This window comes from Streptacidiphilus sp. P02-A3a (genome assembly GCF_014084105.1).
Taxonomy (GTDB): Bacteria; Actinomycetota; Actinomycetes; order Streptomycetales; family Streptomycetaceae; genus Streptacidiphilus.
Window position 1 is genome coordinate 5,587,949 of record NZ_CP048289.1, and the last position, 12,243, is coordinate 5,600,191.

Consider the following 12,243-nt stretch of genomic DNA (forward strand, 5'->3'; position numbering starts at 1 on the left):
GACAGGGGCCGGGCCGCTCCGTCGTGCGGGCCTGTGGTCTGATGTGCACAGGATTCACCCTCCTCGGCGATGGAGTAACAGCGCGTCACCTGGCAGACTCGGAGGTGAATGAATCGCGGTCGACATACCCATATGCTGTTCTGCATTGTCGACCGCATTCCCTGCGGAGGTGTGCGATGCCCGGCCCGATCCAGTCCCTAGAGCGCGCGGCGGCCATCCTGCGGCTGCTCGCCGGCGGCGAGCGCCGCCTGGGGCTGACCGAGGTGTCCGCCTCCCTCGGGCTGGCCAAGGGCACCACCCACGGGATGCTGCGCACGCTCCAGCAGGAGGGCTTCGTCGAGCAGGACCCGGAGAGCGGCAAGTACCAGCTCGGCGCGGAGCTGCTGCGGCTCGGACAGAGCTATCTGGACGTGCACGAGCTCCGGGCCCGGGCGCTGGTCTGGGCGGACGACCTGGCCCGCGCCAGCGGCGAAACCGTCTACCTCGGCGTGCTGCACCAGCACGGGGTGCTGATCGTGCACCATGTGTTCCGCCCGGACGACAGTCGGCAGGTGCTGGAGGTCGGCAGCATGCACCCGCTGCACAGCACCGCCATGGGCAAGGTACTGCTGGCCCACGACCCGGTGGCCCGGGGCGAGTTGACCGACAATCCGCCGGAGTCCTTCACCATGCGGACGCTCACCGACCTGGCCGACATCGACGCCGAGTGCGCGCTGACCCGTGAGCGCGGCTGGAGTGCCGCCGTGGAGGAGACCTGGGAGGGCGTGGCCTCGATCGGCGCGCTGATCCAGGACCGCAGGCGCAACCCGGTGGGCGCGGTGTGCGTCAGCGGCGCGGTCGAGCGGGTGTGCGAGGCCGGGGCGCCCCGGCCGGACCTGGTGGTCGCCGTCCGCGAGGCCGCCCGGGCGATCTCCCGCGACCTCGGCGCCGCGCGCTTCTGACCCCGGCAGTCCCCCGACATAGCGCGACCCGACCGGGTCGCGCTATGTCGCTATAGGGGTGTTTTGTCAGCTTTTCTCTACTTCTGCCCGTCTCACCGGAAGTTCATATGCCGGTCTTGACGCAGGCCTGTTGAGCAGGAAAACTGCCGCATGGAGGTCGACAATGTCGAACAACGTTCATGACTATGCCGCTCGCCTCCACCCTCAGCTCCACCCACAGCAGGGACTTAGGACGAAGGAGTCCATGTGTCCAACCTCCACATCTTCTTTGGCGAGATACTCGGCACCGCACTGCTGATCCTGCTCGGCGGCGGCGTGTGCGCCGCCGTCACGCTGAAGAAGTCCAAGGCCCAGGGAGCCGGCTGGACCGCCATCGCCTTCGGCTGGGGCTTCGCCGTGATGGTCGCGGCCTACGTGTCCAACTCCCTGTCCGGGGCCGAGCTCAACCCCGCGGTGACCCTGGCCATCGCCGTCAAGAGCGGCCAATGGGGGCATGTGCCGCTCTACTTCGCCGGACAGATGATCGGCGCCGTCATCGGCGCGGTCCTGGTGTGGCTGGCCTACCTGGGCCAGTTCCAGGCCAACGAGGAGCCCACGCTGGGGATCTTCGCCACCGGCCCGGAGATCGACCACCCGGTGCAGAACCTGGTCACCGAGATCATCGGCACCTTCGTGCTGTGCATCCTGATCCTGGTGGACGGGCTCAACACGCAGCTGGCGCTGTCCGGCACCGGGATCCTCATCGTCGCCTTCACCGTGGTCGGCATCGGCTTCTCGCTCGGCGGGCCGACCGGGTACGCCATCAACCCGGCCCGCGACCTCGGCCCGCGGATCGTGCACTCGCTGCTGCCGATACCCCACAAGGGCGGCTCCAACTGGCGCTACGCCTGGGTGCCGGTCGTCGGACCGCTCATCGGCGCGGCGCTTGCCGGACTGCTCTACAAGGCGCTGTTCTGAGAGCAGCCCCACCCGCCCGAGCGCAACAGAGAAACCCGTCCGCTCCCACCCCCTGAGGATTCCAGCCGTGACCACCACACTGTCCAATGGCGGCCAGTACATCGCCGCGATCGACCAGGGCACCACCTCCAGCCGGTGCATCATCTTCGGCGCGGACGGCCGCATCGTCGCCGTCGACCAGCAGGAACACAGCCAGATCTTCCCGCAGCCCGGCTGGGTCGAGCACGACGGCGCCGAGATCTGGACCAGAGTCCAGTCGGTCATCGCCGGGGCTCTGGGCAAGGCCGACCTGACCAAGGACGACATCCGCGCGATCGGCATCACCAACCAGCGCGAGACCACCATCCTGTGGGACAGGCACACCGGCCGACCGGTGCACAACGCCATCGTCTGGCAGGACACCCGGACCGAGGCGCTGTGCAAGGAGCTCGGCCGCAACGTCGGCCAGGACCGCTTCCGCCGGGAGACCGGCCTGCCGCTGGCCAGCTACTTCGCCGGGCCGAAGATCCGCTGGCTGCTCGACAACGTGGACGGCCTGCGCGAGCGCGCCGAGGCCGGGGACATCCTGTTCGGCACCATGGACAGCTGGGTCATCTGGAACCTCACCGGCGGCCCGGACGGCGGCGTCCACGTCACCGACGTCACCAACGCCTCGCGCACCATGCTGATGAACCTGCACACGCTGGAGTGGGACGCGAAGATCCTGGAGTCGATGCAGGTCCCGGCCCAGGTGCTGCCGGAGATCCGCTCCTCGGCCGAGGTGTACGGGCAGGCCGTGGGCGCGCTCGCCGGGGTGCCGGTGGCGTCCGCGCTGGGCGACCAGCAGGCCGCGCTGTTCGGCCAGACCTGCTTCAACGTCGGCGAGGCCAAGAGCACCTACGGCACCGGCACCTTCCTGCTGCTGAACACCGGCGAGAAGGTGGTCAACTCGTACCACGGGCTGCTGACCACGGTCGGCTACCGGATCGGCGACCAGAAGCCGATCTACGCGCTGGAGGGCTCGATCGCGGTCACCGGCTCGCTGGTGCAGTGGCTGCGGGACCAGCTCGGCATCATCTCCACCGCCGCCGAGATCGAGACCCTGGCCTCGACCGTGCGGGACAACGGCGGCGCGTACATCGTGCCCGCCTTCTCCGGCCTGTTCGCGCCCTACTGGCGCTCCGACGCGCGCGGCGTGATCACCGGGCTGACCCGCTACGTGACCAAGGGCCACCTGGCCCGCGCGGTGCTGGAGGCCACCGCCTGGCAGACCCGCGAGGTGGTCGACGCCATGGCCAAGGACTCCGGGGTGACCCTGACCGCGCTCAAGGTCGACGGCGGGATGACCAGCAACAACCTGCTGATGCAGTACATCGCGGACGCGCTGGACGCCCCGGTCGAGCGGCCGTTCGTGGCCGAGACCACGGCGCTGGGCGCGGCCTACGCCGCCGGGCTCGCGGTCGGCTTCTGGCCGGACCTGGAGACCCTGCGGGCCAACTGGCACCGCGCCGCCGAGTGGACCCCGCACATGGACGAGGACACCCGCGCCCGCGAGTACAAGAACTGGCTCAAGGCCGTCGAGCGGACCATGGGCTGGATCGACGAGGAAGAGGAGGCCGCGGCCACGGACTGACCCCGGACCGCGGCGGGCGGGGCGCCCCACCGGAGCGTCCCGCCCGCACCACCCGCAGCACCACCGAGACACCCCCCCCGAGAGGAGAAGGCAGGCCGCCCGAAAACGGCCTGTCGGACCATCACATGAACAGCATCCCGACCCTGGGCGCCAACCACACCGTCAACCGGGCGCAGACCCGGCAGCTGCTCAGCAGCGCCACCTACGACCTGCTGGTGATCGGCGGCGGCATCCTCGGCACCGCGGTCGCCTGGACCGCCGCCCAGTCCGGGCTGCGGGTCGCCATGGTGGACGCCGGGGACTTCGCCGGCGCCACCTCCAGCGCCTCCTCCAAGCTCGTCCACGGCGGGCTGCGCTACCTGCAGACCGGCGCGGTGAAGCTGGTCGCCGAGAACCACAAGGAGCGCCGGGCGCTGGCCACCGACGTCGCGCCGCACCTGGTCAACCCGCTGACCTTCTTCGTGCCGGTGTACAAGGGCGGCCCGCACAGCGCCCCCAAGCTGGGCGCCGGGGTGTTCCTCTACTCGGCGCTGTCGGCCTTCCGCGACGGCATGGGCCGGGTCTCGACGGCGGCGCACGCGGCGCAGCAGGTGCCCGCGCTGCGCACCGAGGGGCTGCGCTCGGTCGCGGTCTACGGCGACCACCAGATGAACGACTCGCGGGTGGCGGTGATGACCGTGCGGGCGGCGGTGGACTCCGGCGCGGTGGTGCTCAACCACGCGGAGGTGACCGGGCTGCGGTTCTCCACGAGCAAGGGGGGCACCGGGACCAGGGTGACCGGCGCGGAGCTGCGGGACCGGCTGGACGGGACCGAGTTCGGCGTCAACGCCCGGCTGGTGCTGAACGCGACCGGCCCGTGGGTGGACCACCTGCGGCACATGGAGGACCCGACCGCGGCCCCCAGCATCCGGCTGTCCAAGGGCGCGCACGTGGTGCTGAAGCGGAAGACCCCGTGGCGGGCGGCGCTGACCATCCCGATCGACAAGTACCGGGTGTCCTTCGCCATCCCGTGGGAGGACCACGTGCTGTTCGGCACGACCGACGAGGAGTACACCGGCGACCCGGCGGACGTGCGGGCGACCGAGGCCGACATCGACCAGATCCTGGGCGAGGCCGGGCACGCGGTGCGCGACGAGCACCTGGACCGCGACCTGGTCACCTACTCCTTCGCCGGGCTGCGGGTGCTGCCCGGCGGGCCCGGGGAGACCGCGGCGGCCAAGCGCGAGACGGTGGTGACCGAGGGCCGGGGCGGGATGCTGTCGGTGGCCGGGGGCAAGTGGACCACCTACCGCCACATCGGCCGGGTGGTGCTGGAGAAGCTGGCGCAGGTGTCGGGGGCGGGGCTGGCCGAGGACATCTCGGTGATCCCGCGCACGGTGCCGCTGCCGGGTGTCGGCAGCCCGAACGCGGTCGCGCACCGGCTGCTGGTGGACCGCGAGCCGGGGGCGCGGATGGACCCGCTGGTGGCGCGCCACCTGGCGACGCACTACGGGACGCTTTCCTTCGAGATCGCCCAGCTCATCGACGAGAACCCGGAACTCGGCCGCCCGATCCACCAGGACGGTCCGGATGTGTGGGCGCAGGTCGCCTATGCTGCTTCCCGGGAATGGGCGCAGACCGCGGACGACGTGCTGCGGCGGCGTACCACCATGGTCGTGCGCGGGCTGGACACCCCTGAGGTGCGGACCGAGGTCGAGTCCTACCTGGCGGCGCACCGGGTGGTGTGAACCTCCGGGAGGCGGGCAGGGTCCGGGCGTCGGCGCGCAGTGGAGAGACGGGGAGCTGCGATGGGGAGACGTGTGACGGACCGTTCGCGGACGGCGCGGGCCAGGCTCCTGGTGAGCCTGGCCCTCACGCTGACCACGCTGCTGTACACGGTGGTGTGCCAGCTCGCCCACAGCGGCTACACCGTCCTGGGGTTGACGCTGACCGGCTTCGGGATCTTCGCCACCACCTGGTTCCTGCTGGACGCCGGGATCGCCTGGCAGGAGGACGTCAAGCGGCGGCGCGCACCGCAGCCGGCCCGCCGCCGCTGAGCGGTGGCGGGCCCGCCGGGGCGCTGACCGGGGTGTCGGTCAGAGCGCCGCTCGGAACGCCGCGAGGTAGCCGTCGGCCTGGCCCTCGGCGGTGGGGTGGTAGGAGTCGGAGACGGGCCAGGTCACCGAGTTGACCCAGGAGTCGGAGTCGCAGATCTCGTGCCCGGAGAAATAGCCGCGGACGTCGGCGAAGGTGAAGCCGGAGTACTTGGCGACCTGGGCCGCGATGACGCTGTCCAGGGTGTCGGCCGCGCCGTTGAGGGCGGTGCGGGACTTGGTGGACAGGCCGACGCAGCCGCTGGACTGGCTCAGGTCGTACAGCTCCGGGTAGCCCATGACCACGACCCGGGCGTTGGGGGCGTCGCCGCGGATGTCCTGGTAGAGGGTGTCCAGGGTGCCCGGGAGGGTGCTGGTGGCCTGCTGCTCGGCGGAGGAGATCTCGCTCAGGCAGGTGCTCTGCGAGTACAGCACGCAGTCCTCCATCACCGTGGAGAAGCCCACGTCGTCGCCGCCGTCGGTGAGGCTGACCAGGCCGGTGCCGGAGCCCAGCGCCGAGAGCTGGCCGCTCTCGATGTCCGGGGCGGTGGCGCCGGTGCAGGCCTGGAAGCTGAACGAGCTGGGGTCCACCGCCTGCTGGTACAGGTAGGGGTAGGCGGCGGTGCTCTGGTCACAGCTGTTCAGGTAGTCGCTGGTGGAGCCGACGCCTGCGGAGTACGAGTCGCCGAGGGCGACGTAGCCGCCGGTGGCGGCACTGGCGGTGGGGGCCAGGGCCAGCATGGACGTCGCGGTCATCGCGACGACGACGGCTCCGGTCATCAGGGCAGGGAAGGGCCGCACGGTAACCTCCGCGAAGGGTGGGGAGAGGGGTTGCGCGCTCGCTCTTGGCGATTGCTACCCAGGAGTAGCAGGCATCCGGCGCCCCGAGAAAGAGGCGTGCGGCGAAGTTCTGCTTCCCGGACCGGCATTTCATCTGGCGTGCACATGACCATCACACCGGCTCCCTGACTGTTACCCCCGCTTCACCACCGCACCGGCCGCACCACCCGTCCCCGGCGGCTCAGCCGACCGGGCGGCGGTAGATCCGGGTGGAGGTCAGCTCGCCCTGGATCTCCGGGGCGTCCGGGTCCACCGCCGGCAGGCCCGGACGCAGGTGCTCCTCCACCGAGATGAACTTCTGCCCCGCCCGCAGGTCGGCGTCGTTCCGCAGCCGGATGATCAGCGGGAACTCGGCCAGGGCGTTCGCGTCCAGCAGACCGGTGGTGTAGATCAGCTGGACGCCCAGGGCCGAGGCCACCGCCCGCTGGAGCTCGATCAGGTAGGTGGCGTTGGCCCGGCCGATCGGGTTGTCCAGGAACAGCGTGCCCGCGTGCGCCAGCCGGGCCTGGCCCTGGTCGTTGGAGCGCAGCGCGGCCATGGTGCAGTAGAGCGCGATGGCGGCGGTCAGTAGCTGGCCGCCGGAGAAGACGTCCGACATCTGGCTGACCGAGACCCGCTCGGCGCGCAGCACCGCGTCCGGCTTCAGGATCTCCACCGCCACGCCCTTGGGCTCCAGCGCCGCGTGCACCCCGCGCAGCAGCAGCGACATGCCGTCGCGGCGGCCCCAGTCGCTGCCGCCGGTGGCGGCCCCGGCGCCGCTGGTGCGGCGGACGGCGGCGCGGGTGGCCTCGTCGATGACCTCGCCCAGGCGTTCGGTCAGACCGGCGTGGTCCGGGTCCTCGAAGCGGATCCGGAGGAACTCCTGCCCCGACCACTCCCCCAGGCCCTCGGGCAGCCGGGACAGCCGCTGGGCGGCCCGGAGCGTCGCCAGCGAGGTCTCGACCAGGCCGCGCAGCCGGTCCACGATGCTGTCGCGGTTGCGTTCCAGCTGCTCCAACTCGTCGGTGAGCACCCGCAGTCGGGGCGCGAACGCGGTGGCCCAGGCGGCGGCGTGGTCCGGCAGCAGCGCGGCCGGCAGCTCCCGGATCTGCTGCCGGGCGGGGGTGCGCACGACCTCGTAGCGGATCGCGTTGGCGTGCCGGACCAGCGCGTCGGCGGCGTCGCGGACGGCCAGGTCGGCGGCGGCCAGGTCGGCCCCGGCGGCCCGCAGGGTGCGCCGGGTGTCGGCGGCGGCCTGCCGGGCCTCGGCCAGGCTGCCCGGGTAGGGCGCGGGCGGCTCCTCCTCGGCCTCGGCCGCGCCCGGGGCGGGGTCGCGCAGGCCGTCGCGGAGCTGCGCGGCGCAGTCGTCGAAGTCGGCGGCGGCCAGCTGCGCGGCCTCCAGGGTGCGCTGCAGGTCCGCGTGCGCGGCCCGGCCCGCCGCCAGGACGTCGGTGCGGCGGGCGAGTTCGGCGGTCGCGGTGCGCAGCAGCGCCTGGGCGTGCTCCGGGTCGCCGGGAACCAGCTCGTCCGGCAGTTCGGTGTGGGCGTCGCCGGTGACCGGGGCGCTGCGCTCGGCCTCGCCGCGCAGCCGCCCGAGCTGCTCGCTGGCGGCGGAGGCGCGGGTCTCGATGGTCTGCACGAGTTCCTCGGCGCGACCGGCGGCGGCCTGCCGGGACGGGCCGTCGGCGCCGTCGGGGCTGGTCAGCAGCTCCTCGGCGCGGCCCCGGACCTTGTTGGTGAGCCGGTCGAGCTCGATCCGGGCGGCGGTCTCCTCGCCCTCGGCGCGGGCCTGCTCGGCGCGCAGGTCCGCGCCGACGCCGACCTGCTCGTACAGCTGCGAGGCGGCCCGGTGGGCCTCGCGCAGCGCGGGCAGCGAGGCTTCCGGCCGCTGGGCCCGCGGCCCGGCGTCCGGCTCGGCGCTCTCCTCGGCGCTGGGCAGTTCGGCGCGCTCGGCGCGCAGCACCCGGACCGTGCGGCGGGCGTCGTCGGCGCCGCGCTGGGCCGCGCGGCGGTCCTCGTCGGCGGCCTGGGCCCGGTCCTCGCACAGCAGTTGCCGCTGCTCGGCCTCGGCCGCCTCGTCCGCGAGGGTGCGCAGCCGCCCGGCCCAGCCGGTGCGCTCGCGCAGCCGGAAGGCCAGGCCGGTGAGCGCGTCGGCGCGGCGGCGGGCCTGCTGGGCGGCCTCGGCCCGGTCGTCCCGCAGCCGCACCGCCCCGCTCTGCTCGGCCTCGGCCTCGGCCAGTTCGGCCCGGGCGGCGGCGAGCTCGGCCATGGCCAGCTCCGTCGCGGTACCGGCGGCGGCGACGTCGGCGGCCAGCTCGGCCAGGCGTCCGGCCGGGCAGCGGGTACGCCAGGAGGCCAGGCGCCCGGCGAGCACCCGGTCCGCGCCGAGCCGGGCGGCGAGCTCGCGGATCCGCTCGTCCCGGGCCAGGGCCCGGTCGCGCAGCTGGCGGCGCTCCTCGTCGGCGGCGTTCTCGTCGTGCATGGCCGGGTTCGGCGGGACCAGGAACAGGTCGGCCCCGGCCGTCCCGGTGTCGGTGACCGGGGCGAGCAGCGCGGCCGCGGTGCCGACGGCGACGGCGGAGCGCGGCAGCAGCGCGGCCCGGGCCAGCACCTCGCGGGCCCGCAGCAGCGCCGCCGGGTCGGTCACGATCACGCCGTCGACCAGCTGCGGCCGGGCGTCCAGGATCCGGTCGTGGTCGACCGGGTCGACCGACTGCGCCAGGTAGCGCCAGCCGGGCAGCGCCGGGACGCCGTGCTCGCCCAGGTACTCGACGGTGGCCAGCACGTCCGGGCCGGGCGGCAGCAGGCCGCCGTCGCCGAGGGCGGCCAGCACCCGGGAGTCGTCGGCGGCGGCCGTGCGCAGGTCGAACAGGGTGCGCTCGGCGGCGGCGACGGAGTTGTCGAGCAGGTCGCGCAGCGAGTCGGCGGCGCGGTCGAAGGCGTCCGGGGTCACCCCCCGCGGGTCGTCCGGTTCCAGGCCGAGCAGGTCGGCGGCGCGCGGGTCGGCGGCCAGCCGGGCGGCGGTGTCCTGCTCGGCGTCCAGCACCGTGCGGGCCGCCGCCAGCGCGTCGTTGGCGCGGGCGGCGGCGAGTTCGCCGCGCCCGGCCCGGGCGGCGGCCTCGCGGGTACGGGTGGCGGCCGCGTCGGCGGCGGCCCGGGCCTGCTCCCAGGCGGCGGTGGTCTGCTGCTCGGCTCCGGCCGCGTCCAGCGCGGCCCGGGCCGGGTCGACCGCGTCGGGCTCGCCGTCGCCGCCGTCGATCCAGCCGGAGCGGACCGCCGCCTGGGTCTCCTGCTCGACCTCGGCCAGCCGCTGGCGCAGGTGCTCGGACTCACTGCGGGCCTTCTGCCCGGCGGTCGCGGCGGCGGTGGCGTCGCGGCGGGCGGCGGCGCCCTCGGCCTGCAGGGCCCCGGCCCGCTGCTCCTCCTGGTCGGCCTGGGTCTCGGCGGCGGCAGCGGCCGTCTCCAGCGCCCGGACCAGCGCGTGCGCGGCCCGGGTGCGGGCGGCCAGGGCCGGGGCGGCGTCGCGTTCGGCCTCGCGGATCGCGGCCGAGACCCGGGCCGAGCGGTCGGCGGCGGCGCGGTGCCGCAGCACCGTCTCGGTGGCCTGCCAGGCGGAGTGCAGGGTGCGCGCGTCCAGCAGCTCGCGGCGCAGCGCGGCGGCGGTGCCGGTGGCGGCGGCCAGCGCCAGGCTGGCGTGCCGATGCGTCAGCTCGGCGGTGACCAGTGACTGCCGGGTGCGGGCGGCGTCGGCGTCGGCGACCACGGTGGCGGCCTCGGCGACCTGCTCGGCGAGCTCCCGGGAGCGCTCGCGCTCGGCGGTGGCGCGGACGGTGAGGGTGCGGGCGAGCCTGCGGGTGCGGCGTTCGGCGGCGCGGTGCGTCTCCCGGACCGACTCGCGGGCCTCGGCGGACTCGGCGATCCGGCGCAGCAGGTCCAGCGAACCGGCGGTGAAGTCGCGTTCGGCGGTGAGCTCGGCGCGACGGCCCAGCTTCGCGGCGAAGCCGTGCACCAGGTCGGCCAGGCCGTCGGTGTCGCGGGTGTCGGTGACGGCGCGCAGCAGCAGGTCGGTGAAGTCGGCGTCGTTGCGGACCGCGAACAGCCCGGCCGCCTCGCCCTCGTCGGCGTTCATCTCCCGCTGGTAGCGGAACAGTTCCGGGTCCAGGCCGAGGCCGCCCAGGTGCTCGATCCAGCGGTCGTGGCCCTCCTCCCAGGTCAGGTCGAGGTCCGGGTAGGCCTTTCCGGCCTCGGTGAGGGCGTCCCGGAAGCCCTTCATGGTGCGGCGCCTGCCCCGGGCCGAGAAGGGGCGGCGGACCGCGTCCCCGGCCACCCCCGGGGACGGCGCGGGGGCGGGGCCCAGGCTCTCGGCGGCGGGGGCCCGGCCGGGCGCGGGCAGCAGCACGGCGTGTTCGGCGACCGGCAGCGACTCCAGGCTGAGCCCGGGGCCGGGCCGGAAGGAGTACCAGGCCTCGGCGAACTTGCGCGGGTCGGCCGAGACCTGGCGTCCGCGCCACTCGCTGACCTTGCCGACGACCACGCTCTCGCCGGTGACGGTGTGCTGCCACTCCAGGGCGACGTGTCCGCAGTCGTCGGCGAGCAGGAACTTGCGCAGCACGCCGGAGCTGGCGCCGCCGAGGGTGTTCCGGTGGCCCGGCAGCATCACCGAGAAGATCAGCTTCAGCAGCACCGACTTGCCGCCGCCGTTCTCCAGGAAGAGCACCCCGGCCGGGGCCGGGCGGCGGACCGGGCCCGGCTGCTCGTCGTCGAAGAAGCCGGGCTGCCGGGGCGCGGGGTCAGGGACCGGGTCGCCGACATCGCTCAGGTCGAGCACGGTGTCGGCGTACCGCGCACCGGCTGGGCCGATGGAGTACAGGCGGACCCGGTTCAGCTCGTACATGGGGTGTCAGATCTCCGTGCTCGGTGGGTCGGGGGCGTTCGGGCGTGCGGGTCGGGCGTTCGGGTCGGGCGTTCGGGTCGGTCAGGAGCTGTGGAACGGCAGGCCGGCGTCGGCGACCAGTTCCTCGGTGGCGTCCGGCGGCAGCAGGCTGGCGCTGCCGTCGCTGATCGGGACCACGCCCAGGGCCAGCAGCTCGGCCATGGCGGCGCTGCCCGCCAGGTCGCGGACCTGGAGCTGGTAGCGGGCGGTGGTGCGGAAGGTGCCGCCGGAGTCGTCGGAGGTCTTCTGCAGGAAGCCGGAGTCGACCAGGAAGGCGGTGGCCTTGCCGACGATGCCGATGGTGGAGCCGGCGAGCCTGCGGGCGTCCTTGGTGGCGCCGGTGGCGCTGCGCCGGGCGTACACCCGCCAGGCGGCTTCGAGCCCGGGGGCCTCGCTGACCGGGTCGGTGTTGGCGCCCTCGGTGTCGGCCTGCTCCTCCATCCGGCGGCAGACCTGGCGGACGAAGGTGTCGACGCCGTTGACGGTGATCCGGCCGAGGTAGCCGTCGTCGGCCAGGTCCTCCGGGCGGGGGAAGGCGAGCGCGGCGACCGCGAGGTGCGCCAGGCCGTGCAGGAAGCGGTCGGAGGACTCGGAGGCGGCCCGGCGGGAGTACTCGCCCAGGCGGACCGCGAAGACCGAGTCCTCGGCGGCGGCGACGGCCATCCCGGCGCGGGCGGAGACCTCCAGCACGATCAGGCCCAGGCCGGTGGCGACGGCGTCGGCGAGCCGGGCGAAGCCGGGGTCGTCCCGGTAGCGGAGCACCAGTTCGGCGTACTCGGCGTCGCGGGCGGGCAGGAGTTTCGGCTGGAGCCCGAAGGAGACCAGCCGGGAGGCGTCGGCGACGTCGGCCGGGGTGATCGCGGGGGCCTGCCGCGGTTCGGCGGACGGGCTCGGGACTTCGGTGCTCAC

The 12,243-nt window shown here is 74.1% G+C and carries 8 protein-coding genes; 5 read left to right on the plus strand and 3 right to left on the minus strand.

What is annotated here, in order from left to right:
• The first annotated feature begins 176 nt into the window (after positions 1-176).
• From GXP74_RS23950 to GXP74_RS23970, 5 genes are all read left to right on the plus strand, one after another.
• The gene (locus tag GXP74_RS23950; protein WP_182453304.1) at positions 177-941 is read left to right on the plus strand and encodes an IclR family transcriptional regulator; all 765 of its coding nucleotides are present in this window, start codon (positions 177-179) and stop codon (positions 939-941) included.
• 246 nt (positions 942-1,187) lie between these two features.
• Positions 1,188-1,898: an MIP/aquaporin family protein gene (locus GXP74_RS23955; protein ID WP_182453305.1), complete on the plus strand. Its 711-nt coding sequence runs from the start codon at positions 1,188-1,190 to the stop codon at positions 1,896-1,898.
• A gap of 67 nt (positions 1,899-1,965) precedes the next feature.
• Positions 1,966-3,510, plus strand: coding sequence for a glycerol kinase GlpK (glpK, locus tag GXP74_RS23960; RefSeq protein ID WP_225448140.1), 1,545 nt, complete (start codon positions 1,966-1,968; stop codon positions 3,508-3,510).
• 125 nt (positions 3,511-3,635) lie between these two features.
• Positions 3,636-5,237: a glycerol-3-phosphate dehydrogenase/oxidase gene (locus GXP74_RS23965; protein ID WP_182453306.1), complete on the plus strand. Its 1,602-nt coding sequence runs from the start codon at positions 3,636-3,638 to the stop codon at positions 5,235-5,237.
• A 72-nt stretch (positions 5,238-5,309) separates the two neighbouring features.
• Positions 5,310-5,546, plus strand: a complete 237-nt coding sequence (locus GXP74_RS23970) for a hypothetical protein (RefSeq protein WP_182453307.1) — start codon at positions 5,310-5,312, stop codon at positions 5,544-5,546.
• Positions 5,547-5,585: 39 nt separating this feature from the next.
• On the opposite strand, the gene GXP74_RS23975 is transcribed toward GXP74_RS23970, so the two are convergent.
• The 3 genes from GXP74_RS23975 to GXP74_RS23985 form a co-directional block, all read right to left on the minus strand.
• Complete coding sequence (locus GXP74_RS23975) at positions 5,586-6,362, minus strand: SGNH/GDSL hydrolase family protein (RefSeq protein ID WP_182453308.1); 777 nt, start codon at positions 6,360-6,362, stop codon at positions 5,586-5,588.
• Between the two features lie 241 nt (positions 6,363-6,603).
• Positions 6,604-11,295 carry a hypothetical protein gene (locus tag GXP74_RS23980; protein ID WP_182453309.1) on the minus strand — a complete coding sequence of 1,564 codons (4,692 nt, stop codon included), beginning with the start codon at positions 11,293-11,295 and terminating at the stop codon, positions 6,604-6,606.
• A gap of 81 nt (positions 11,296-11,376) precedes the next feature.
• Entirely contained in the window at positions 11,377-12,243 is an 867-nt protein-coding gene (locus GXP74_RS23985) for a hypothetical protein (RefSeq protein WP_182453310.1), read from the minus strand.

Excerpts from the sequence above, each read along its gene's own strand:
- GXP74_RS23950 (WP_182453304.1), top strand. The coding sequence starts at position 177 with ATGCCCGGCCCGATCCAGTCCCTAGAGCGCGCGGCGGCCATCCTGCGG.
- GXP74_RS23965 (WP_182453306.1), top strand. The coding sequence starts at position 3,636 with ATGAACAGCATCCCGACCCTGGGCGCCAACCACACCGTCAACCGGGCG.
- GXP74_RS23975 (WP_182453308.1), bottom strand. The coding sequence starts at position 6,362 with ATGACCGGAGCCGTCGTCGTCGCGATGACCGCGACGTCCATGCTGGCC.
- GXP74_RS23980 (WP_182453309.1), bottom strand. The coding sequence starts at position 11,295 with ATGTACGAGCTGAACCGGGTCCGCCTGTACTCCATCGGCCCAGCCGGT.